The organism is Deltaproteobacteria bacterium (assembly GCA_016930875.1).
Classification (GTDB): Bacteria; Desulfobacterota; Desulfobacteria; order Desulfobacterales.
On sequence record JAFGFW010000170.1, the window covers coordinates 18,163 to 41,002 of the forward strand.

The following is a 22,840-nucleotide window of genomic DNA, read 5'->3' on the forward strand; positions in this document are numbered from 1 at the left end:
CTTATTACTTCTCCTTGACCACGGATTGGCTCATTTTTTGACATATCCTGTGTATAACCTCGGCTGCCACCTTGCGCGATCTGTTGAACCTTTTGCTTGAAAACCCGGGCATCCAGCGCAGTGAGCCAATCTCATCTGAGACCACAAGCAGCGCCCCTATGTCCACCTGACGGAACCTGGCTACGGTAAATAAAGCCGAGAGTTCCATATCCACGCCAAGCACACCCCTGTTTTGAAACAAAATGACGTCCTGCTTGGTTTCTCTGTAAGGGGCATCCGTTGACCACACAGCGCCCCTGTGAAAAGAGATCAAGCCCTCCTTGAAGCTCTGCTCAATGGCCTTAAACACAATCCCCGACGGCCTTGGGCGTGAATCAGCCACCGGGTAGTGCCCGGATGTCCCCTCCCCTATCACCGCCCTGTCAGGAACCACGAAGTCTGAAATCTGCACCACCTGTTGCAGCGAACCGCACCACCCAAAAAAGAGGATCTTTTGCGCCCCCAGCACAATTAACTTCTCAAGAACCATTGCTGCGTAAGGGGCGCCAAGCACAGGTCCGACCAAGGTGATGTCCTGATGAGACACCGCAACCGTGTACAAATTGCTCGTCAGAATTCTGGACCTTGCTCTGCCTTGGATGCCCATCGATCTCCGCATCAGGGCCAGATCTTTTTCCATGGCCACCATGACAGCGACAGGACCGATACTGGGATCGTGCTTGCCCTTTCTGGGACAAATAATTGCATCTTGCGTCATGCCTTGGTCACGGACTCCCGGTTTTTTCTTTGATCAGGTGTCTGGCCTTTTGACCCTGCCTTGTCAGGGGTTCCAGTCCTACCGGTGATCTCACGAAGAAACGGCAGCGCCTCTTGTTTGTAAACAACATCCCACACATATCGGCGCATCACATTGCGAAACATCAGGTGAGTATTTGAACATGCCAAGTATTCGACAATGCGCCCTGCAATAAACAATGGAGGTTCATCCAGCCCAAAGAAACATACACCCTCACCCAGTTCCCTAAACGGCCAGATGTCGGAGCAAGCAATGGGCAGTTTGATCATACCTGCCTCCAACAACGGCAGCCCAAAGCCTTCGTCCTTACTCGTCATAAGGAGCAGATCCGCCATAAGATAAAGGTCTCGAATAAAGACACGATCAGAAACCAGCTTTGTCTTATTGCGAAACCTGTACTCGGCCAAAATAGCGATGTTGTCCTGCAGGCCCAGTTCCTTGATCCAGTACCGCAGTCTTCGGTAATACGCCACAGCCCGTTCTTCATGAGGATCATAGGCGCCTGTGAGTACAAAAAGGACGTTATGACCCAATAACTTGATCCCTCGAATGATGTGGATGGCGAGCTCCAGGTTCTTTCGCGGCGTGATCCTTGACGGCTGCACGACCACAAGGTCCCGGCCAAACAGATCAAGTTCTTCTGATAGCATCACCGATCTTTGATCAACGTAGAAAAAGCGCACCGGATCAATCCCGTTGTGTATAACCCTCCACGAGGCATCTCCACAGTGTTTCCTGAACAACTCCTTTCGTGACTCCGAGACAGTCACGTAATGTATGTTCGGATGCACGTGCTGAAGCACAAGCCATGGGAGCCCGTTCAGATATTTCGGGGGACCGGCTTGAAAATAAGGCGAATCGTGGGCCCAACTCACCACTACCGGGCCGTCTTCCGAATCTGCAAGACGTCGCAAGCCCAGGGTCAGGGGAAGGTTAAACGGCATGTGAAGCACATTATGGGCAATTATGATATCAATGTCTCGAGACCAGTCTTTTAGAATTCCATGAATCCTGTTTGTGGGCCCCTCCAAGGCCCCTTGACGCCCCTTCTTGCATTCTTCCTGGGCCTTGATGATCCGAGCGTTTTTTGAACCCAAGACCGGTTCTATCCGTACAGGAAAATCCTTGGTGAATACCTCACCCATGCCGGCCAGCACTGAGACCGAGTGGCCCCTCCGATGAAAAACAGAGGCCTGCTGACTGAGGATCTCTTCCACGCCGCCTATAACCGGCGGGCACGAGTAGTGCAAAATCCCCAGCCGTAAAGACACCCCAGAGGTCTTGTCAGGATTGTTCACAGGCATATGTTACCGGAAAGATTCTATCAAAGGCAGAAGCTTTCTCTCCAACACCTCATATGAGAAATGCCTCTTGCCTAACTCATAATTCTTCTCGACGATCCATCCTATGTTCCCAGGTTCCAGAAATGATTTGATCCGGTCTATGAGCTCAGACGTGACAAAGGATTCAAATGAAATGACGTCAAAGCCGCATGGTTCAATATCTTCTATGAATATTGAATAGCGATTTACGACAACCGGCTTCTTGAAGTAGATCGCTTCCAGAAAGGCATTTCCGAACCCTTCATAACCTGAAGGGTACGTAACCAGATCGGCATTGTGATATGCATCTTCAATCGTGTATTTCCTGTCGCATCTAGCCTTAAAACATCTGGCTGATCCGATTTTGTCACCCACATATACGACCTCTACCCCAAGACGTTCGGCGTATTCTATCACCCGTTTGGCATAGAGACTACCCTCGTCACCGGATTCATGGGAAATTACGACTCGGGGCCGCTTAAGCTTCATCAGACTCACTAGCTCAACTGCCCGTTCAATCCACTTCCGGGGCACAACCCTTGTGGGCTGAAGGACAAAGAGATCATCATCTTCAAACTCGAGTTCTTCACGGAGTAACTTGCCGTTGGGAGGCGGTGGAGGCGGGCTTGCAAAATCAAAAACATTTGGAATAACCACATTGCTCATACCCTTCCGGAAGCTCAGTTGCCGGGAAGCCTCGGAGTTTATGACCACATGACGCATGGACCGAAGATTCGGGGGAAAGGAACACTGGAGGTGGTCGTGAACGGCGTTGATGAGAAAGCGTTTGCGTTCCCAGCTAAAATCGTGGTGGTGCGCTATGGCCGGCATTCCTGTCTCGGCTATGAGCTCTGTGAGCGCCCACCCCAGAGGAATGTTCATCGGAATGGCCAGGGCATTTTCCGGAATCAGTAAATCAATGTTAAAATGGCCGCAAAACTCGTAAAGTCTTGACTTGAGATGTTCCTTGAGCTCAGCCATCTTTGCAGAGAGCGAGGCCCTGCGTGTAGTCTTCTCAAAACACAGGGTAGTGATTTCGAGAATCTCGGGTGCTTCAAAATGGGCCACGGGTTCCAAAAAAGACCGATCCTGCGGCGTATCGAGTTCTCCCCCGAAAAAATAGCATTCATAGCCGTTTCGTTCCAGAACCTGATACCACTTGTAGGTCTCCAACGTCACGCCGTCTGTTCCGGCAATCCGTGTGGATACAAACCCGACTCTTTCCATCACGATTCTCTCCTCTTCACTGCTCGCCAGCGCGTCTTTGTGCTTGAGATCTCGCCTTAAGGCTTTCTCAGTAACCTCTTAATCTTATAGCATCATTCAGCCAGCTTGGCTATCTCAAATACGACCTGATCATAAAATCGCTGCGCGATTTTATGCAACGCGGCGCCGACTTCGCCATAGTAGCCATGGCTACGACGGCTGAATTCCCCGCTACGAAAAAAGGAAATTCCTATACTATCAAGTTATCCGGGTTAGATGCCGATACAAGGCAAGGAAAACAAGTCCCGAGTCAATGTCATTGACTTAGGCTCAAGTCAGTGTTAGTTTGTCATTTCGAGCGAAGCGCGTGCCCTGCCCGCCTTGGCGCGACACAAGTTGGAGAGTGCCTAGGAGAGAAAAACCCGGTCTGGGCCAGGGGCGCGACATGAGAATAATAACCGGTGCTATTTCAGCCGTCATCCGACTCAGGCGGACTATGGCGAAGTCGGCATATGAACCCGGTCTGGGCCAGGGAAAAATCTTGTTCTGCTTGAATTCAAAGGAGTTCTCGTCGCCAATGCTCCTCGAAATGACAGAACAAAATTCCTTAAGTTAATGGCATTGGGTCCCGAGTTGGAAGCGTTCTCAATAATTCAAAATGCATGATATGGGAAAACTCTGTTGAAAATCAAATCCTCTTTTCACTCGACTGGAATAGGGTCTTTCAAGGGGCTGGCTGCCAAGTATTGCGATATTGGGGATAGGCTCTGCGCTTATCTGGAAAGAAAGACGCCACATAGGCCTGCCACGCATTCCCGAACTCTTATTCTTTTAAAGAGGTCAGAAATCCGTTCGTGAAATAGAAGTGTCTATCCCCGTATATCCATTCTTCCTTTCTCATTTCTTGGGTTTCCAATACCACATGCCTCTTTTCAGGCACACCCAAAACCTCCTTCACCTGCCAAGTGTCCATGCCAATGACTATGCTCTTCTTATCAATGACAGCTCTTTGGAATCGTCCTGCAGGCGCCGGCAATTCAAACAGCTTTCTGTTTTCCCTTGCCAGCCACCAGCCAAAGATAAATCCCAAGACTATCAGAAAAATAACAGCCAGTTTTTTCATCACTTGTTCTTTACATTGACCCAGCCCTAACCTTTATTAAAGTTTAACATCCATCAACAAGAACATCAATCAAGATCATGAGCTGTGGTGAGAGGTGAGATGACAAGACAAAAGGCTGTTCGCGAATCAAGTGTTGAAATGGCCCAGGTGATGTTTCCCTCGATGATTTCGCTGGATGAAAACAGGAGACCCATGGCGGTTCCCAAATTTGAGCGCCAACTCTGCGAATTTATTCTTGCGTGAGCCCTAAGAGCGAAACGCGCTGGGGAGCTGAGAAAAAAGCTGAACAAGGAGTGAAGTTGTTTTTGAGCGAGCCTTACGTATCCATCAACTCCGCATTCCAATACAGATAATCAACCCAGGCATTGGGAACACTTCTCACACCGATCGTAACCATGATAAACGGCACCCAAGAGGGCTTTACGGGTTTCTTTAAGAGTCTGAAACCCGCCTCCTTCATGGTTCTACCTCCCTTGATCCGGTTACACATGCAACATGACGTGACAATATTGGTCCATTCGGTTTTTCCACCGTGCCTCTTGGGCACAACGTCATCAAAAGAAAGATCTTTCGACTCAAACTTCTGCCCGCAGTATTGGCATCGGAATCCGTCCCGGCCATAGATATTGAGCCTGGAAAACTTGATATCCCTCTTTCTGTATCTCACGAATCTAAGGAGCCGAAGCACTGACGGAAGTTTGATAGCGAAGGTTACGGAGTGGATATCCCTTTCGTACTCCTCCAACACCTCCACCTTTCCCAAGGTGAGAAGCCTTATGGCCCTTTTCCAGTCGATCACCTTCAAAGGCTCAAAAGTTGCATTCAACAGTAATACCTGCTCCATACGGCCCCCCGAATCTCTGGCTACCGTTGCTTTTCGTTTGTTTTTATAATGTACTTTGATACGTGGTGTCAACCAGAATATGGACGGAAATGTCTTAAACGAGGTCTCGATCTATCTAAATGGGAGAATTGGCACGAAACCTGAATAATACAACCCGATCAGGAGCTGTAAGTTGTGGGTGATGATCTGAGTATTAGGTCAGTATATATCGACTGTCACAAGTGTAAGCATTACTATGTCACTTGGGATAAGGACTTTCCCCATGGATGCCGCGCCATGGAGTTTAAGGGGCGAGGATTCCCCTCTGCACTTGTGCGACGGAACTCAGGGATTCCTTGTCTTTTGTATGAACCAAAGGAGCGGCCCATCAAGCGGCCTTTTTCTTAACGAGGGGATATTTGTGAGAATAAGAGTCATTATATAAGACAATCTGTACGGCTTCACAGGTTTTTGGGTTTAGAACCATCGGCCCGATAAGGTTTGCCGTCATTTTTTCAGGCGCCCCCCTGGGGATGGTGACAATGATGTAGCACTCCAAAGCAACCTTCTCGCCTTGTTGGTCCCATCCCATTGCCTGAACCGCAGCATCCAGGTCAACCTCGTAATCGGGCTTGAATAACCATCGGTTGGTAATGACAAAGGCCAGCGCGGGATCATCAAGGGACTGATACCAGAAAAAAGGGGACTCTTCTTTGTGCTGGATAAGGCAGAATCGCTTTTTGTCTGCAAAACCAAGCATTCCATGGGACATGCTAATTAGCTTTTCTTCCGGCAGTTCCACGGTCCCGAATCGCGTGGTTTCAACCTTCATACTATCCTCCCGCTCCTATTGTCACACTCATTGTTGGTTCCACACAGTTGTGCTGCCGCTGCAAAATCATTGGCTTCCACCCGTGCGGCCAAGAGGTTTTCTTCCTGAATCCTGTTATAGATCTCGCCGCGATGAACCGCTATTCCCTTTGGAGCCTCGATCCCAAGCTTGACCTGTGATCCCTTGATTTCCAAAACGCTGACAACTACATCATCACCGATGTTTATCTCTTCTCCCGACTTCCTTGTCAGTATAAGCATGCCGCCCTCCCTGGCGTCACAACCAGATATTACATGTAATTCACCAAACTCAACTGGAGAACCTTGGAAGATGCAGCCAGGGCAGCCTGGTAGGCCACCTCCTTGGCCTTCAAGTCCATGATCGCCTCCGTGATCTCTGCATCCTCAATCTTCGAAAGACTTTCGGTAGTTGCAATATCCAGATTCTGAAGCACGTTATCCTTGATCTCCATGCGGATCATCTTGGACCCTACATCGGCAATCTGGGCAGAATTGTGGTCAAAATGAGTATCCAGGTTTGTCATGGCTGTTTGAATGCCGCTGATGTCGTTGCCCTGCAGGGCTGTTTTCAAGTCCTTCAATATTCTAAAAATATCGTCACTACCGCCCGCGCCCGAAGGTTGGAACGCGGCCTGTCCGTCGCCTCCGATCTCTACTGTGGCATCTTTGCCTATCTTTATAGTAAACGGGTTGCTGTCCCCGTTGTATGTGACACTGTTGTCGCTGTTGAGCGTGAAGGCCGCTGCATCCGTTTTCGACCCGGCAAAAACATACCGCCCGTTCACCTGGGTATTAGCCAGGGAGACAACCTCTTCTAGAGTATTCTGAACGATCTCGGCCGCAGAACGCCTTTCCGCTGCCCCGGTGTTGGCGCTGGCCATCTGAACACACAAGGCCTTGGCCTCTGAAACCAGGTCCTGAACGCTGGTCTGGGCGCTTTCAGAAGCAACAAGCCAGGATTTGCCCATAGATATGTTGCGGCTCAACTGCTCAATGTTGGAAAGACTCGATTTCATGCTGAGCACCTGGGTCAGGCCCACGGGATCATCAGAAAGCTTGAGAATACGCTTTTGAGTCGCCACCACCATGTTTGCCCTGTTCAATTCCTCAGTGATCTTGGCCAGGTTGAGCTTTACATTATCGAAAATAATCTTGTTCGATACTCTCATGGCAAATCCCCTTCCATTACTTTACACCGAGCAACGTCTGCAACATCTCATCCGATACGCTAACGAGCTTGGCTCCTGCTGCAAAGGCATGCTGATACTGCATGAGCTGGGTCATCTCCTCGTCAAGAGAAACGGATGAAATGCTCTCCCTCATGGTCTTGAGTTCATTCACCATGACTTCATTGAAGGCCCTGCTCCGCGAGATACTCGACCCCTTGATCCCCAGAGAACCCACCAGGCTGTGGTAGTACTCCTCAATTGTAGCAGTGCTAGTCCCCTCAGTGTTCCCGTTGATCCTGTCGTAAGTCCATTCTGAGACGGACATGGAGGTGTATTGCAGGTCAACAATTGCAAGCGCATTGGTGTTGTCGCCAGTGGCAAAGGTCCCGTAACCGGAAGATGTTACGTCGCTGTCTATCTTGGCCGCAGCGATGTAGTCTTTGTCAGAGCCAATTACATCGTTTACACCCATGCCCCCGGCAGCCGAGCCTGTGAAAAACGTGTTGATCCCGAGCGCGGCCAGGACATTACTCGTGTCATCTGAAAACGCAAAGGTGTGGTTATTCGTAGTCGTAATTGCCAACTTCCCATCAGCGTTAACGCTGGCTGATATGTCTGGATCGAGTGCGGTAATGGCTGTTGCTATGTCGTTTAATGTGGTTACACCAGCAGTCACAGTCACAGTTGTCCCTCCCCCGTTCGCCAGAGTGTCTGTACTGTCATATAGCCAGACTTCAAACGTCCCACCACTGATCTTTTCATAGTAATCCAGACCGGAGGCAGAACTTGTAAGGGCCGCGCCCGGAGCTGAAGCGCCGTACGTACCGGTCGCCGAGCTGAAAGTGGTCAACCCAACACCCTGGCTGTGCTGCTTGTTTACAGCCCAGATGAATTCAGAGGCCAGCTCTGTCAGGTCCTGCTTGTATTTCGCCACGATTTCGTCCCGCATATCAAGCCATCCGCCCAGCTTCCCCTTGCTGATATTGTCCGTTATGTCAACCTCATTGCCGCCGGAGCCCTGCCATTTGACTGAACTCCCGTCGAGCTCAATGTCGTATCCGTCATTACCGTCAACGAGAACAACACCCTTGGCCGAAACGATGGTAAACGCCCCATTGCTCTGCTCAAAGATCTTCATGTCTATGTACTCGGCAAGTTCTGAAGCAAGCACGTTGCGCTGATCCCTCAGGTCATTAGCCGAAGCATCGATCTCCAGACCAGCGATTTCATTGTTGAGATTAGCGATTGCGGCCGTAATTTCATTGACCCTTCCTACGCCGGCCTTAACCGCGTTGGTCAAATCCGTGTTGAGCTGCAACAAATCGGAATCAATGGATTTAAATTGCTGTGAGATGAGGAGGCTATGCTCGTAGAGGGCAATCCGTTCGGCAGCACCCGAGGGATCATTTGATATATCATGCCACAAATTCCAAAACTCCCCCAGCATAGTGCTCAAACTGGTGTCTGAGTTCTCGTTAAACAGCCCCTCCATGGCCAGCATATAATTTTCCATTTCTTTGTAGCAATAAAGGCTCGATTTTTGCTGCATGACACGATTTTCAATAATCTGGTCACTGGCCCTAACGATCTCGGTTGTGTCCACCCCCCTGCCGAGAAGCACGCCACCAAAGGGCGCAGGTTTCTTTGCTTCAAACACAGCAGTCTGCTTGGAATAACCAGGCGTATTCACGTTGGCAATATTGTGGCTGGTTACGTAGATACCGTACTGCTGTGCTGCCAGGGCGTCTTTGGCAATGCTCAATACCAGTCCGATACCAGATGACATAGTTACACCTCTCTAGTGAGCAACACATTCGCCGGGCCGTTGGAATTCAGAGACCCGCAGCCATTGTAAAGGGGTTCTGCCGTATGCCCATTTGCAATGATACTGATGAGCTGATCAAGAAAATCAAGGCTCTGTTCAATAAACTGCTTGTTCTCCCGGCTCCGTTGCCGGGTCTCTGTCTTCAGGCCTACGAGAGACAAATAGGCCTTCTTAAACCGTTTACGTTCCACAGACGGAATAAGCGACAGCACTGTGGCCAGGGAAAAAGATGATACATCCATACCGTGGTCTATGGAGGCCTCGGACAGAGCGGCCAGCGCCTTTACGCGGACCGCCTCGATGCGAGGCACAATTGACTGTTTTTTATCGGAGATCTCCCATAGGGCGTCCATATCGGTCTTGATCAGGAACTCGCGTTCCTGTTTCAAACATTCCACAAGATCCTGATACAGCATGATTTTTTCATAAAACAGATCTTCAAGGCTCTTAATTGGCGCTTTCATAGGGATTTTCTCCTGTTTCGGAATCACACAAGGTTCTTATCGGATAAAATGCTTACTTGCTAAAGTTGAGGACTCGGCGCCAGACATCTTGTCATATTGCTTTGCAACTTGATCCGTCAATTTCTCATAGAGTAACTGCCCGAGTCCCATGCCTCCCCCCTTTGCCACGGACTGGGCCATTTGTTCATCCAACATCGATTTGTAAATTTTGCTCTCGTGAGAGCTGTCGAGAAGCCCGTTTTCAGGAATGCTCTTTCGCGCTGATTTCAGGACAAAATAGATAAAAATCGATTCAAAATCAGCGCACGCCTGTCTGAGCTTCGCGTCTTTCCGGTCTGTCCCTTTCAAAACAACATGGGCTCTCAGCCCTATCTCGCTTGCTGTTATGCCTGTCATGTCACTCATTGGTCGCCTGTCACTGGTCATTCGTCACCTGCCATTGGCGCCTCCTGCTTACTTCTTACTGCCATCCGAAATCCGGCATCCAACCTATTGATCACCAACCACCGACTATCTCTTTTTACATAAGCTCCAGTTTGGCATGAAGCCCGCCGGCAACCTTTATGCACCTAAAAATGGTGATCAGATCTCTTGGGGTTACTCCGATGGCATTGAGCGCCCTGACCAATTCGCCAATGGTGCTGCCACTGGGAAGCAGAATTAACCTGTTGTTTTCCTCTTGAACAGCGACATCAGTATCAGGGGCCACGACCGTCTGTCCTCCCGGCCCCATAACGACACCGTCTTCAGGTTTGAATTGTTGGGTCCCGCTTTCGAGAGGTGGTGTAGGAGCAAAGGGGGCAGGCTGAGACACGGAAGCGCGCTCCTTGATTACAATATTCAAATTACCGTGGGCCACGGCCACCGTGGAAATCCTGACATTCTCGCCCATAACAACCGTGCCTGTCTTCTCATTTAACACCACTTTCGCAACCGTGTCGGGCGTTACCTGAAGGCTTTCCAGAGCCGCAACCATCTCCACCACACGTTCACGAAACTCTTCCGGTATGCGCATCTTAACGGTCCCGGAATCAATTGTACTGGCCAGATACCGGCCGAATTTTGTATTGATTGCATTACGCACCCTGACAGCTGTTGTGAAGTCAGGATTGCCCAAGGCGATAGTAAGCTCCTGCTTGCCTTGCATAGGCACAGGGATTTCACGCTCAATCGTGGCCCCCCCTGAAAGCCTGCCCGCAGTGGGATGGTTCTTGGTCACACCTCCGCCGGCAGCGCCGCCGGCAGCAAAACCACCGACCGAGACAGGGCCCTGGGCCAAAGCATAGATCCTTCGATCCACACCACGTAAAGGCGTTAATAAAAGAGTGCCCCCTTGAAGACTCTTGGCATCTCCTATGGAGGAGACCAGCACATCAATCTTGTTTCCAATTCTCGCAAAGGGAGGCACGTTGGCAGTCAATATAACAGCAGCCACGTTTTTGACTGAAATAGCTGATTTGTCCACATGGATGCCCAGCCGTTCGATCATGTTGGCCAGGGACTGCACCGTAAAGCCTGTCCCGGACTTATCCCCTGTGCCGTTTAATCCAACGACAAGGCCGTAACCGACAAGTTGGTTGTTCCTAATGCCTTTGATCGATGCCAGGTCTTTGACCCTCGCGGCGAAAACCTCGGAAACCAAAAGCATCAGCAAGGCTATGGTGAAGCAAATTGTCTTTGACTGTGTTGCTGTTGTTTTCATATATCTAATTCCTAAAACGGCCATACCCAGTCAACTGCTCGCATGAGCCAGCCGGGACGCTGCTTGTCCGCTATCACGCCTTTGCCGGAATATTCTATCCTTGCATCCGCAACATAGGTTGACTGAATCTCGTTGCTGGTGTCAATATCTTCAGGCCGAATTATCCCGGAGATAGCAATGTGTTGGGTCTCGTTGTTAACCTTAATCTCTTGTCTGCCAAATATGCGAAGATTTCCGTTGGCAAGCACCTGTATCACTCTTGCCGTAACGTAAGCGTCTAGTTCGCCTTCGCGATTATTTGTACCCTGGCCGGTGAAACTCGGCTTGAAATTGGCCTTGAACAGGTTGGCTTTGTCTAACCGATGATTGTCGCCAAGGGCGCTCATGTAACCCATGAGATTCGGAATCCCCGCCTCAATACTCGAATCACGGCTTGTCTGTGTCTTGGCGTACAATTTGCCTGTTGGCTTTTCAGAAATCCTTATGGTGACAAGATCTCCAACCTCCCTGGCCCTCATGTCCACAAACAGCAAGGCGCTGCCTGCATCTGTCCACAATGACCCTTCAGATGGCGCCGGCGATTTTAGGGTTTCAAATTCGTGTCCCCGGATGTCCTCCGCATGGACCTGCAATTGCTTTTTCTGCGCAGGCGTGACACATCCTGAGAAAACCATTATGCCTACAATCACAATGCAACCCAGCATGCACATCCTAGTTCTCATATCCAGGCGCTCCTTAGAATTCAACTCTTACGGTTGAGCCGTTAACCACTGAGGCTATTATTTCTTTATTGTTCATACAGTTTGTGACACGTATTTGCTCGCCGGCAAATCCCTTGCTTTTCGCTATGCCAATGGCTGTCACCCTTATCGTCGACGACTCGGCAATGATCGTCACTCGATCTCCCTTTTCTATGAGTGGCGGATCCTCGATTGTGTTGGCCATCAACACACTGCCGGCCTTTACCGCGTGTTTCAATCTTTTCCCGACAACCGCCTGAAGTGTTTTGGTCACGTTGGTTGGGAGTTTGGAGATATTCTTCATCTCAAAACACAAGTCCTCTTTGGCAAGGATGGCGTGGCGCAACAAGGGTCCAACAGTGCACACAACTTCTTCAAATCTATCCACCCAACCTGATAATACAACACGACTCTCGATTTTCCCGTTGACCCTTACAAAGGCGTTCAGGCTCACATGCCCCATGGGCTTTTCATTAGCTTGATTTCTGAGATCAACACGGACATCTCCCTCCGGCAGGGGGCCGTTGCCAATGACCCTGAAGCGACTGATTCCAAAATCAACATGGGGATCATTGATCTGTTGTGCAATAAAGCCGGTGTAACGGCGCAAGAAGTCCTCGTCTTCAATAGACTGACAAGCCCTCCCGATCCTGACATACTCAGGTATCCTTAGAACAATATTTTCAGGAAGCCACCTCTGCGAGCGAACCTTAGACTCGATCCACGATCCAGGCAATGTCTTGTGCTTTCCCGGGTTCGGAGAATAGGCCAAATAGGTGGCTCCAAGTCGTTTCTGCAGAGCGGACGGCCCCTCTATCCGAGCAACGTCCTTCAAATAGACCTTTTCTGCTCTTACCAACGCCTCATCCATCACGCCAACGTAAGCCCGCGTATCTGCCCGGACATCAGAATAGCCAAATGCTGTCCCCACAGCAATAATTGTGGCCAATAGTATGGCATTGAGAGTTCTCATTTTTCCTCTACCGTTTGATATTATTAGCCATTTGAAGCATCTGATCAGAAGTCTGGATAGCCTTTGAATTGGCCTCGTAGGCCCGCTGGGCAATAATCATCGTAACCATCTCTTCCACCACATTCACATTGGACATCTCCAGATAGCCCTGGGCGATAGTCCCCACCCCGTCTGTTCCCGGCGCTCCTTCAGTCTCCTCTCCGGATGCTTCCGTGGATCGGTAAAGATTTCGCCCCATGCTAAAGAGGCCCGCTGGATTTGGAAAAGTGTACAACTTGATATCAGAGGTGGCCAGTTCCGTGTTGCCCGCGCCAAAGGCTGTCAGTCTTCCCGTAGAATCTACGGAAATAAAAACGGTATTTGCAGGGATTGTGATCTCAGGCTCGAGCCTGTCGCCGCCAGGCGTGCAGACATACCCTTCGCTGTCGGTCTTAAAATCGCCGGCCCTGGTGTAAACCTCTTCATCATTGCTCACGATCTTGAAAAAACCCTTCCCTTCGATTGCCAGATCAAGTTCATTACCTGTCTGGCTGTAATCCCCCTGTGAAAACAATTTTTGCACACCCATCGGTTTTGTGCCCATCCCAACCTGAATTCCCGTTGGGAGCTGGGTCCCTGCGGCCGTAGTAGCGCCCGGCAGACGCAGCGTTTGATACATAAGATCCTGGAAATCAGGACGACTCTTCTTAAAACCAGCCGTGTTTACATTGGCTAAGTTGTTGGCAATGACATCAACGTTTAGCTGCTGGGCGGCCATGCCCGAAGCGGCTGTCCATAATCCCCTTAACATAGGTAACCTCCATTTGCTCGGACTTCGAGTCCTGAAAATATTGAGTGATTTCTTCGCGAACCCTTAGAGTTTGCCGACTTCATTAATCGCTTTTCCGTCGGTTTCGTCAAATGTTTGGAGCACTTTCTGGTACGATTCAAAATTTCGCAGGGCCTCCACCATCCTGATCATTTCCTCTGTGAGCGCCACATTAGACTCCTCAAGGTACCCCTGCCTAACAGAGGTCCGTTCAGGACGCGGGCCCTCCCCCACATCTCCCTCATAGACATAGTAAGACAGCCCTTCTTTCCGGAGGCGACCAGATCGATCAAAAAAAACGATCGATAAGGTATCCACCTCAGTCCCATCCACGTCTATTCGTCCGGTGGCATCAACAGTCACATCCTTTCCGTCAATGGAGACAGGACCGCCTGACCCCATCACAGGGTCGCCATTTGAAGTCACCAGCTCACCCTGGGCGTTAAGGTGAAACTTCCCATCTCGTGTGTACCTTATGCCGGCTGGGGTGTTCACCTTGAAAAATCCTTCTCCAGACAAAGCAAGATCCAGTGGGTTGCCTGTATTCCTCATATTGCCTTGAGCCATGTTTGTTTTCTCGTGGACCCTCAGGGCCTCGTCAAAAAAGAGAACACTCTTCTTGAATCCAGCAGTTCCAACATTGGCGAGATTGTTGGCAATGGTGTCAAATTTGAACTGTTGAATGCGACATCCTCTGACCGCATTATAAACACCAGGATTCAACTTAATCAGCCCTCCTTCTTTTTGATCAGTGGGATTGCAACGAAAATGCCATACCTGCTCACAGGTGAGTTTTTATTGAAGGCTTGCGCATGTATGAACAGACAACTACAGGTAGACCAGGCTTTTTATATGTTATTTCAGATACTTTTAATCAGTCCGACACGAGTCGTGCACTCGATAAAGGGCTGTTTTCTTGTGGCGCTGACCCTGACAGGACCAACCGTGAATGCCCTTTGATTCCCTGGTCTGGGAAAAATCTTCCTACTTCAGGCCGTTTTTTCCGTTCAGCCGGTAGACAAAGGCAAGGAGTTCAGCAACAACTACGTAGAGTTCGGGCGGGATTTCCTCGTTAAGATCAAGCCTTGATAAGACCTCAACAAGGTCGGGGTCATCCTTTACAGGGATTCCGTGCTCTCGGGCCAACTCGATAATTCTTTCAGCAACCACGCCAGTGCCACTTGCCGTGACACGGGGCGCATAACCGTCAGCCGGCCTGTATTTTAGGGCTACTGCCTTTTTTGATTCTCGAGTCATATGACTATACTGATGTAGTGTTCTTCCGGATCCAAGATGGCGTCAACCAGCGATGTCTCTGCCAGATGACCTCTTTCCTCCAGCCGGCACTTTATCTGCTGCACGGAAAAGCCATGTCTTTCGATCTGCTTTACTAGATGACCCGTGTGGTTGTTGAAAAGGGATTGAGTTTTTTCATTGCAAACGCAAAAGCCAATCTTTATGACCTGTTGAAAGACCGACGCATCCACCAGAACTGGTCCAAGGCTAGACATATCCAGAAAAAGAGAAAGGTTGACGACCCTATTCTGATCTTTTTTATCCTCGCCATCTTCACGCCTACCCGAAATGTCAATCAAAAGCTGGGCAAAGCTGAATCCATCATCCCACTGCATAGGAATAACAAATAGAAGTTTGCCCTTTTCCTCCAAACCGCTCAGATTCAGCAGTTGAAGTTGCTCAAGGGCGTCGATGAATCTGCCTACTCCCTTTCCGGATAACAACTTTATGGCGCCTGCATCTGCCAGCGACCTCAACGCCAATCCCTTCAAATCATGTTCCGTCAAGGCAGCGCCTTGGTTCCGAGATTCCAAACCCAAAAGAAGCAACGACTTCAATTTGTGCTCCCAGATCATTCCCGAGCCATCTATGAATGACTTCAAAAACCCGGGGTCAAGCGCTTTGTCGGGGTGAAGCGATATGCGGCCGAGCAACGCCCACATTCGCATGAGGATATGAGGCGACTTCTCAGGACCCGAATCCTTGAGAGACACTGTCAAGACACTCAAGATGTCGATAAGGGCATTATAGGGAAACCCCTGAAAAGCGCTCCCTTTCAGCAGATCACCAACGCCAGCCAGGCTCTCATGTCTCAGCTCAACCAGTTTCAGGATGCATTCCGGCGCAAGCTGTTCTACTTTGAAGAAGACAACGTCTCCCGGCCTAAGCGGCACTCGTGTTCGCGCGACGAGTTGTTTGCCCTTGATCAGGAGAAGCGAGTGATAAGGGGGAATTGATTTTATGATTCTACCCTCTACCACCTCATGTCTCTTTAATAGCGGAATTGCTCTATTGTCTGCTTTTTTGCCAGGGTCGAGCTTGGACGGGGAAAGCACAATGTAGTCAAGGTTATGAAGCATTTCTCAATCGGACGAGACTGGGCAGGGGTTAAGCCTGATCCATTTCCTGAAATCTCTTTCTCAAATCCAGCACAAGGCTGACCTCACCTTTGGCAATGCCGAGGCGATTTGCTATCTTTTCCGAACTGAGCCCCTTATCTGAAAGCGTGATGATCTCTTGCTGCAAATGACACACGTCTTTATCTTTATGGCGTATAGCCTTGCTCCCACCGGAAGCAAGGCTGGCTTCAGCACGGTTGAGCAGCAAATTCAAACTGATAATGCGCCTGTCAAGGTGTTCGTTGAGCCTTCTGACTATTTTCTGTTTCTCCTTGAGCTGGACCTCAAATTGCCCCGCCACTTCTTGCGCATCTCTTAGGACAGGCTCAAGTGTATCAGTGATATGTTCCGTCCCGGATGCTCCGGACCTGTCGCCCAGGGCCTTAACTTGTCTTACAAAGACGATGAAAAGTACGATCAGGCACAGATCCACAATAATCTGTATGATCGCCCAGAATTCCACGGATGTTGTCAGCATGATGAATCGATTTTGAACTCATCCTTGACGGCTTCGTAAAAAGTCCATCATTCTTGTTCCCAGGCTCAAATCACCACATCTAACAGGGCGCCCGGAATCTTTGAGTCTTTCTCTTGACCCCTCTTCTTTGTTGAATCTTTGTATTGGTATGCACTCCGTCGGGAATCTGCGGACTTATCGCCGGACCTATTTTTTTTCTTCCCTTTTCTCCTATTTGCGGGCAAAGGCCGGTTCAGTTCAAAGGCCTGCCGTTTGCCTTTTTGTATCTCTCTAATTCCAGTCCCTTGCCCAAGAGGGACTTTCATGTCCGTGATACGCGCCATTGTCTAGTGAACCCACGGCCTCAAACCGACCAGTTTATGGTGGTAGAATACCTATATAGCTCGCAACGTAAAGATGCTGGTTGCTAGATGCTCGATGCTGGATAAATCAAAAAGAAATCCTTTTATATCCAGTAACCAGCATCAAGTATCACGTGGCGCCTGGCTTCCGGTTACACCAGCAGAAATTCGGTAAAATCGATCCTGTCCACGGTTCCGGTCACAAGTACGGCATTAAGGGCATCAATAATATCTTTCTTCAGCTTCTTCCTGGAGTCAATCCGTTCCATTTCTCCCATAGCTATTTTACTCAAAACTCCGTAGATGGCAGCTCTGCAAAGGGTCATTTTCTCGTCCACCTCACTATACACCGCGCTGTTTGACGGTTTAATCGAAAGACTCAACAACAGATATGCCCTGTCACCTTTTTCGGCAAGAAAAACCAGAAACCTGGCAAAATGAAAAATATCAGCCGTGCCGTTCTCTACAGAAGCCTGGTATACCTGCACAGAGACTGTCTTGCGTTTTTCCTCTTTGCCCTTTGTGACGAGTCCTGTTATCCCGTAAACCGAAAAAAGCACACATGTGCCAACAATGAAGCCGGCAATGGGACGTTGATATTTCTTGAGTTGGGCACGAACTGCCGACAGGGGCCCACTTTCAGGGGCATCAGAAGGCGAAATATCCGGAAATGCTGTTTCTGTCTCCTGTTCCCTTGAGTCTTGCGTAGAATTTCCACTCTCTTCTAGCGTTTCCTCTGACTCTGCAGATCGAGTCGGTTCAGTGGCGTCTTCCAATATGATTGTGGCCTCTGCCACCTGACCGCCCTCTGTTTCGCCTCCCCTACCGGCTGAGCTATTGGTCTCAGGCTGACCTTCCCTTTCGACGCTCGATTCGGGTTCGATATTGTCATTGTTATCAAGCTGCTTTGTGTTTTCTTCCAGATTGTCCATGCATGAGCTCTTATGTCTGGTGATATGGCTTCAGCTTGGCTCTAAGTTTGATAATGGCCTTGGTGTGAATCTGGGAAATTCTCGATTCAGTCAGTCCCAGTACCTTCCCAATCTCTTTCAGTGTCAACTCGTCGTAGTAGTATAACGAAACCACCATTTGTTCTTTCTCCGATAGTGTCTTGATGGCTCTGGCTATGACACGCCTCAGTTCCGAGACAATCACGTGATCTCCTGGGTTGTCATCTCCTTGGATTAAACTCTTGAAGGATTTTCTGGATTCCGTATTATCCCTGTCGTCCTTCACATAACCATCCAGACTCAAGAGATCAATTCCTTTAGCCATGCTGAGGATGCCATAGTAAGTATCAAGATCAATTTCCATCTCATCGGCAATTTCCGCGTCATCTGCCGGCCTGTTGAACCTGGCTTCAACGGCCACGATGGCCTTTTCCATATCATGGAGCTTTTTTCTGGTTGATCGCGGAATCCAGTCCAAATTCCTGAGTTCATCCAGCATAGCCCCCTTGATCCTGAATTCGGCATAGGTCTTGAACTGAACATCTCGAGATGGATCAAATCTGTCAATAGCATCCAGCAGTCCCATAATGCCCACACTGGTCAGGTCATCCACAGAGACGTTTGGCGGGACGCGCATGGCCAAGCGGTTTGCCAACAATTTCACCAAGGGAGCATATTGAACAATCAAGGCGCTACGCTCCATATCATTCATAGCGCTGGGCCACTTGGTCTTCGTGTTGCCGTATGAGTATATTGCTGAAGCTCTTTGCATAATGACTAACGAGTTATTAGTTTCTTCCAGAAGAACTTGATATTCCCATCCTGCGCCACATCTGCTGACGAGACCTGCATGCGACCAGCCAATACAGAGAACTCCTTGCTTGATATGCTCTCCGGGTAACTCCGGATCACAGTGTTCTGTTGCCTAACCGCTTTTTCCACATTGCCATCCCTTGGAATAAACCCGATATATTCCAACGATATCCCATTAAGGAAGCGAACGACAGCGTTGCTCAAGTTCTCAAAAACCGACTTGGCTTCCTCTTCACGGTCCACCATGTTAACCAGCAACTTGAAAGTCTTCGTGCCATGCTTGGTATACATCACTTTGATCAAGGCATAGGCATCTGTTATTGAAGTAGGCTCAGAGGTAACCACTACAATCCGCTCATCCGCAGCAATGCTAAAATAGATGACATTGGAAGAAATGCCCGCCCCGGTATCGATCAGAAAGATGTCAAAATTTTCCTCTAATGCATCAAACTCATTCAGCAGGTTGAGTTTTTGTCCTTGCGTCAGATGGACCAGGTCTTGGACTCCGGAGCCAGCCGGAATGATTTGAATTCCTTCGGGCCCTTCCACTATTATTTCGCCCAGACTTTTTTCACCGTTGACTACATGCCTGATATTGTAGGCAGGGCTAATGCCAAAAATAATGTCAATATTTGCCAGGCCCAAATCCCCGTCCAATACCAACACGCTCTTTCCGAGTCTTCTCAGCGCTATGGCCAGGTTTCCTACAATATTGGTCTTACCCACGCCACCTTTGCCACTCGTGACAGAAATGACACGCGTAAAGGATGTTTCCTCACAATATCTGCGTCGATCTCGACCGCCATGCATATCATGGACTTTCTTTCTGACCATCTGTCTCAAGCCGTCTGCTTGATCCACCTTAATACTCTCCTACTGAAAAATCAGGCTCAGTATGCCTGTTTTGGTTGCCTTCAGAATGTCTTCCGGAACCCGCTGGCCTGTTGTGATAAAGGAAATGGGCATCCTTAGCTTGAAAGACTGGTTTACGATTACTCCTCTTGCTCTGGTCTCATCCGTTTTGGTAAAAATGTAACTGCTCAGGTTCAACCGACCAAAATTCCTGGCGGCCGCATCCATCTCAGATGCACTGGTTGCCGTACTGAGAAGCAAATGACTCTTGATGGAGCGATCACTGCCGACCAACCCTGCCATCTCTTTCATACGCTCCATGTCGTAGTGACTCTGCCCTGCCGTGTCTATAAGAATGACATCTTTTTCATTCAGTCGTCTTAGAGCAAATTGCAAATCAGCGCAGCTGAATGCGGGAAAACATGGCACACCCAGGATGGCGGCATACGTCTTAAGCTGCTCCATAGCTCCGATTCTATAATTGTCTATGGAGATAAGTCCTACGGTCATCTTCTGTTTCAGGCTAAGATCGGCCACTAACTTGGCAATCGTTGTGGTCTTGCCTACACCTGTAGGCCCGACAAGAGCGGCTACGATCTGACCTTCAGCCCGAGCAAAAGGATCGGTGATATCGATGACCTTTAAAACCTCTTTCAAGACCCGCTCGTGCAATCCATTCGAATCTGATCGCATATCTTCATCAAACGCCCCCGCCTTTTTCAGGAATGCGTGAACATAAGGTTCGCCAATGCCGCTTCGAATCATTTTGGCATAGACGTCCATCGCCTCCGGATTGGCCGCGAAACCTTCCGCAAGGGGCCGAGATCGACCCAAAAGAAAAAGCATCTCCTTTATGTTCATCAACTCCGACTTCAGAGCATCGAAAAAAGCGGGATCTTGAGGCGGCACCCTTGTTGAATCCCTGCGTGTTTCACCTGCCATCGCGCTTATTTCAAACAGCCCCTTGGTTCTGTATGCTGATGCCCCCTTTTCAACGTCCAGCTTTCGCGTTGACAATATGAGGGCATCCGAGCCAAGGTCTCGCTTGACCATATTGGTCGCTTCTTGAATGGTGTCTGCCTGAAACCTCCTAACCTCCATGCTGTAACTGCACCTTTCCCAAGGATTTAAAGCGGATATTCTTTGAGAGTTCATTATGAGAAAGCACCATTAGAGATGGCGCAAACTGCTCGATCATCCTTCTAAAATGTCGCCTGAGCTGCGGAGAACATAGGATGATGGGCTGAAATCCTTTAGCCATAGCTTTTTCTGTCTCATTGTTGACTGATTTCATGATGCAAGTGGCCACCTTCGGGTCCACTGACAAATATGAACCATGCTCAGTATGTTGAACGCTATCCAGCAGAACGTCCTCAACGTCTTGTTCGAGAGTCAAAACATTCAAGACGCCGTCTTCAGGTATGTGGTTGCTCACAATGGCGCGGGCGAGCCTCTGCCTGACGTACTCTGTTAAGAGGTCAGGATCCTTGGTAACTGGCGAATAATCAGCCAGCGCCTCCACAATCGTCAGGAAATCCCTGACCGAAACTCCCTCTCTCAAAAGATTCTGCAACACTTTCTGAATTGCGCCCAGAGAAAGCAGGGTGGGCGTGACTTCCTCCACGACTTTGGGGTGGGTTCTTGCAAGATTATCTAAGAGATTTTGAACATCCTGTCGCCCCAGCAATTCATCGGCATGGGATCGAATAACTTCGGTCAGGTGCGTTGCTATGATCGCAGTATTGTCGACTACGGTGTATCCCGCAAATTTCGCCTCATCTCGTTTTTTTTCGGGTATCCACAAAGCAGGCAGATCAAAGGCGGGTTCCCTGGTCGCAATACCATCGATCACTTGGCCAACGTCCCCAGGATCCATGGCCATTAAATGGTTGACCATCAATTCGAACCTGCCAACCTCCACACCCTTTATCAAAATCCTATATTCAGACGCCTTTAGGTTCAAATTATCCCTTATGTGAATCGCTGGAATGACCATACCCATTTCCAAGGCAAATTGGCGTCTCATCGACCTGATTCGATCGAGAAGCTCCCCGTTCTGTTGTCTATCCACAAGGGATATGATCGCGTATCCCACCTCAAGCTCCATGGGATCAAGCAGAAGAAGATGTTCCACCGATTCAGGGACCCCTTCTTCGGCTTTTGCTGTCTCAGCCTCTTTGGCAGATTCCTGCGCCAGAGCCTCCTGCTGTTTTCTTTGGAAGACATAGACGCACCCTCCGATAATCGCGCCGAGAACCATAAATGGCAGATGGGGAAGGCCGGGAACAAGTCCGAACAAGAAGATCACCAGCGATCCGACATATACCGCTCGCGGGTTGGAGAAAAGCTGTCTTCCAAAATCAACCCCCATGCTGGATTCGGCAGCAGTACGGCTCACAACAATACCTGCAGAGGTTGATATGATAAGAGCGGGGATTTGAGTCACCAGCCCGTCACCCACCGTAAGGAGCGTGTAGTTCTGCGCTGCCACGATAACGGCCATCTTCTTTTGAAGGACCCCGATGACAAAACCACCAATGATGTTAATGAATGTAATGACTATCCCTGCGATGGCATCTCCGCGAACAAACTTGCTTGCGCCATCCATGGCCCCGTGAAACTCGGCCTCCCTTGCAACAAGAGCCCGGCGTTGTCTGGCCTCATTCTCATCTATAAGGCCGGCATTCAGATCCGCATCAATACTCATCTGTTTCCCGGGCATTGCGTCAAGGGTAAAACGTGCGGCCACCTCAGCGATTCGCCCGGAACCCTTGGTGATGACAACGAAATTGATGATAACCAGGATGATGAAAACAATTAGCCCCACAACGTAATTGCCGCCAACAACAAAGCTCCCAAATGACTTGATGACTTTCCCTGCAGCCAATCCACCTTCGTTTCCGTGGAGTAGTATCAACCTTGTGGAAGCCACGTTCAATGAGAGCCTGAACAGTGTGGTCACCAACAGAAGAGATGGAAATATGGAAAAATCCAAAGGCTTAACCGTATACATGGCCATCAGAATAACAATAACGGATATAGTGATATTAAGGGCCAACAGAAAATCCAGCAAAAATGGAGGCAGCGGTATAATCATGACCATCAAAACGGCCACCACGCCAAGGGCCATGACGGAATCACTGTTGTTTGCAAAAAATGTGTTCTGCTGAGTCCCTACTCCTGCTGTTG

At 49.4% G+C, this 22,840-nt stretch carries 24 protein-coding genes; all 24 read right to left on the bottom strand.

Annotated elements, in window-relative coordinates; all coding sequences use genetic code 11:
* Positions 1 to 4 precede the first annotated feature (4 nt).
* The 24 genes from JW883_14420 to flhA all read right to left on the bottom strand — a co-directional run bounded on the left by JW883_14420 (position 5) and on the right by flhA (position 22,781).
* Positions 5 to 757, bottom strand: coding sequence for a nucleoside phosphorylase (locus JW883_14420; protein ID MBN1843460.1), 753 nt, complete (start codon positions 755 to 757; stop codon positions 5 to 7).
* Positions 754 to 2,100 carry a glycosyltransferase family 4 protein gene (locus JW883_14425; GenBank protein MBN1843461.1) on the bottom strand — a complete coding sequence of 449 codons (1,347 nt, stop codon included), beginning with the start codon at positions 2,098 to 2,100 and terminating at the stop codon, positions 754 to 756. The genes JW883_14420 and JW883_14425 overlap by 4 nt, the downstream gene beginning before the upstream one ends.
* A gap of 3 nt (positions 2,101 to 2,103) precedes the next feature.
* A complete protein-coding gene (locus JW883_14430) occupies positions 2,104 to 3,345 on the bottom strand; it encodes a glycosyltransferase family 4 protein (protein MBN1843462.1) in 1,242 nt (413 codons plus the stop codon).
* An 802-nt stretch (positions 3,346 to 4,147) separates the two neighbouring features.
* The gene (locus JW883_14435; protein ID MBN1843463.1) at positions 4,148 to 4,447 is read right to left on the bottom strand and encodes a hypothetical protein; all 300 of its coding nucleotides are present in this window, start codon (positions 4,445 to 4,447) and stop codon (positions 4,148 to 4,150) included.
* A gap of 316 nt (positions 4,448 to 4,763) precedes the next feature.
* Complete coding sequence (locus JW883_14440) at positions 4,764 to 5,291, bottom strand: HNH endonuclease (GenBank protein MBN1843464.1); 528 nt, start codon at positions 5,289 to 5,291, stop codon at positions 4,764 to 4,766.
* Between the two features lie 367 nt (positions 5,292 to 5,658).
* Entirely contained in the window at positions 5,659 to 6,102 is a 444-nt protein-coding gene (locus tag JW883_14445) for a flagellar assembly protein FliW (GenBank protein ID MBN1843465.1), read from the bottom strand.
* Complete coding sequence (csrA, locus tag JW883_14450) at positions 6,099 to 6,362, bottom strand: carbon storage regulator CsrA (protein MBN1843466.1); 264 nt, start codon at positions 6,360 to 6,362, stop codon at positions 6,099 to 6,101. The genes JW883_14445 and csrA overlap by 4 nt, the downstream gene beginning before the upstream one ends.
* Positions 6,363 to 6,391: 29 nt before the next feature.
* A complete protein-coding gene (gene flgL, locus JW883_14455; GenBank protein MBN1843467.1) occupies positions 6,392 to 7,291 on the bottom strand; it encodes a flagellar hook-associated protein FlgL in 900 nt (299 codons plus the stop codon).
* A gap of 16 nt (positions 7,292 to 7,307) precedes the next feature.
* Positions 7,308 to 9,077, bottom strand: a complete 1,770-nt coding sequence (flgK, locus tag JW883_14460; protein ID MBN1843468.1) for a flagellar hook-associated protein FlgK — start codon at positions 9,075 to 9,077, stop codon at positions 7,308 to 7,310.
* 2 nt (positions 9,078 to 9,079) lie between these two features.
* Positions 9,080 to 9,580, bottom strand: a complete 501-nt coding sequence (locus JW883_14465) for a flagellar protein FlgN (GenBank protein ID MBN1843469.1) — start codon at positions 9,578 to 9,580, stop codon at positions 9,080 to 9,082.
* Between the two features lie 36 nt (positions 9,581 to 9,616).
* Positions 9,617 to 10,006: a rod-binding protein gene (locus JW883_14470; GenBank protein ID MBN1843470.1), complete on the bottom strand. Its 390-nt coding sequence runs from the start codon at positions 10,004 to 10,006 to the stop codon at positions 9,617 to 9,619.
* A gap of 94 nt (positions 10,007 to 10,100) precedes the next feature.
* Complete coding sequence (locus JW883_14475; GenBank protein MBN1843471.1) at positions 10,101 to 11,282, bottom strand: flagellar basal body P-ring protein FlgI; 1,182 nt, start codon at positions 11,280 to 11,282, stop codon at positions 10,101 to 10,103.
* A gap of 11 nt (positions 11,283 to 11,293) precedes the next feature.
* Complete coding sequence (locus JW883_14480) at positions 11,294 to 12,004, bottom strand: flagellar basal body L-ring protein FlgH (protein ID MBN1843472.1); 711 nt, start codon at positions 12,002 to 12,004, stop codon at positions 11,294 to 11,296.
* A 13-nt stretch (positions 12,005 to 12,017) separates the two neighbouring features.
* Positions 12,018 to 12,995: a flagellar basal body P-ring formation protein FlgA gene (gene flgA / locus JW883_14485; protein ID MBN1843473.1), complete on the bottom strand. Its 978-nt coding sequence runs from the start codon at positions 12,993 to 12,995 to the stop codon at positions 12,018 to 12,020.
* A 7-nt stretch (positions 12,996 to 13,002) separates the two neighbouring features.
* Entirely contained in the window at positions 13,003 to 13,785 is a 783-nt protein-coding gene (gene flgG, locus JW883_14490) for a flagellar basal-body rod protein FlgG (GenBank protein MBN1843474.1), read from the bottom strand.
* 63 nt (positions 13,786 to 13,848) lie between these two features.
* Positions 13,849 to 14,526: a flagellar hook-basal body protein gene (locus JW883_14495; GenBank protein MBN1843475.1), complete on the bottom strand. Its 678-nt coding sequence runs from the start codon at positions 14,524 to 14,526 to the stop codon at positions 13,849 to 13,851.
* A 261-nt stretch (positions 14,527 to 14,787) separates the two neighbouring features.
* A complete protein-coding gene (locus JW883_14500; protein ID MBN1843476.1) occupies positions 14,788 to 15,060 on the bottom strand; it encodes an EscU/YscU/HrcU family type III secretion system export apparatus switch protein in 273 nt (90 codons plus the stop codon).
* Entirely contained in the window at positions 15,057 to 16,178 is a 1,122-nt protein-coding gene (locus JW883_14505; GenBank protein ID MBN1843477.1) for a hypothetical protein, read from the bottom strand. The genes JW883_14500 and JW883_14505 overlap by 4 nt, the downstream gene beginning before the upstream one ends.
* Before the next feature lie 28 nt (positions 16,179 to 16,206).
* Positions 16,207 to 16,695, bottom strand: coding sequence for a hypothetical protein (locus tag JW883_14510; GenBank protein ID MBN1843478.1), 489 nt, complete (start codon positions 16,693 to 16,695; stop codon positions 16,207 to 16,209).
* A 493-nt stretch (positions 16,696 to 17,188) separates the two neighbouring features.
* Complete coding sequence (locus JW883_14515) at positions 17,189 to 17,968, bottom strand: flagellar basal body-associated FliL family protein (GenBank protein ID MBN1843479.1); 780 nt, start codon at positions 17,966 to 17,968, stop codon at positions 17,189 to 17,191.
* 10 nt (positions 17,969 to 17,978) lie between these two features.
* The gene (locus tag JW883_14520) at positions 17,979 to 18,698 is read right to left on the bottom strand and encodes a FliA/WhiG family RNA polymerase sigma factor (protein ID MBN1843480.1); all 720 of its coding nucleotides are present in this window, start codon (positions 18,696 to 18,698) and stop codon (positions 17,979 to 17,981) included.
* A 65-nt stretch (positions 18,699 to 18,763) separates the two neighbouring features.
* Positions 18,764 to 19,633 (bottom strand): MinD/ParA family protein, encoded by an 870-nt coding sequence (locus JW883_14525; GenBank protein MBN1843481.1) that lies wholly within the window; start codon positions 19,631 to 19,633, stop codon positions 18,764 to 18,766.
* Positions 19,634 to 19,672: 39 nt separating this feature from the next.
* Positions 19,673 to 20,752 (bottom strand): protein FlhF, encoded by a 1,080-nt coding sequence (locus tag JW883_14530; protein MBN1843482.1) that lies wholly within the window; start codon positions 20,750 to 20,752, stop codon positions 19,673 to 19,675.
* Entirely contained in the window at positions 20,742 to 22,781 is a 2,040-nt protein-coding gene (gene flhA / locus JW883_14535) for a flagellar biosynthesis protein FlhA (protein MBN1843483.1), read from the bottom strand. Before flhA ends, JW883_14530 begins: the two co-directional genes overlap by 11 nt.
* Between the last annotated feature and the right edge of the window lie 59 nt (positions 22,782 to 22,840).